Origin of the sequence: Christiangramia aquimixticola, assembly GCF_048285835.1 — a bacterium.
Lineage (GTDB): Bacteria > Bacteroidota > Bacteroidia > Flavobacteriales > Flavobacteriaceae > Christiangramia > Christiangramia aquimixticola.
The window spans coordinates 1-345 of sequence record NZ_JBLVTL010000094.1 but is presented as its reverse complement, the minus strand read 5'-3'; the positions used below and the strand labels follow the sequence as shown (position 1 = coordinate 345).

1 protein-coding gene is annotated in these 345 nt (G+C 42.3%); it reads right to left on the bottom strand.

Going from position 1 to position 345, the window contains the following annotated elements; translation table 11 throughout:
• Positions 1-314, bottom strand: a 314-nt coding sequence (locus ACNKXV_RS13655; RefSeq protein WP_417908274.1) for a geranylgeranylglyceryl/heptaprenylglyceryl phosphate synthase, incomplete at its 3' end; no start/stop codon positions are given.
• Positions 315-345 lie beyond the last annotated feature (31 nt).

The following is a 345-nucleotide window of genomic DNA, read 5'->3' as shown; positions in this document are numbered from 1 at the left end:
ATGAGATACTCTGGATTGGTCCCTGAAATAAGGGAAAGGAACAATATCCCGTCGGCATGTTCAGATACCTGATCCTTGGAGCCTGGAAATATACAGATGGGAATTTTTCCCGAGAGGGCTTTCAGTGATCGGATGGTAAAGTCAAGAGCTTCAGCATTTCCGCTGCTTCCACCTACCAAAATCAAATCCAATCCAGAATTTTCAATCCATTCCAACTGTGGGGATTCTTGGTATTTCTCAGGATCTACGAGCCAAGCCAAGCCTTTTTGACCTGATTTAGAAAGTCCTTTCAGGAGTTTATTTATCCTTTTCAACTGCTTGTTGCTCAGTATTTCCTGAAAAAAG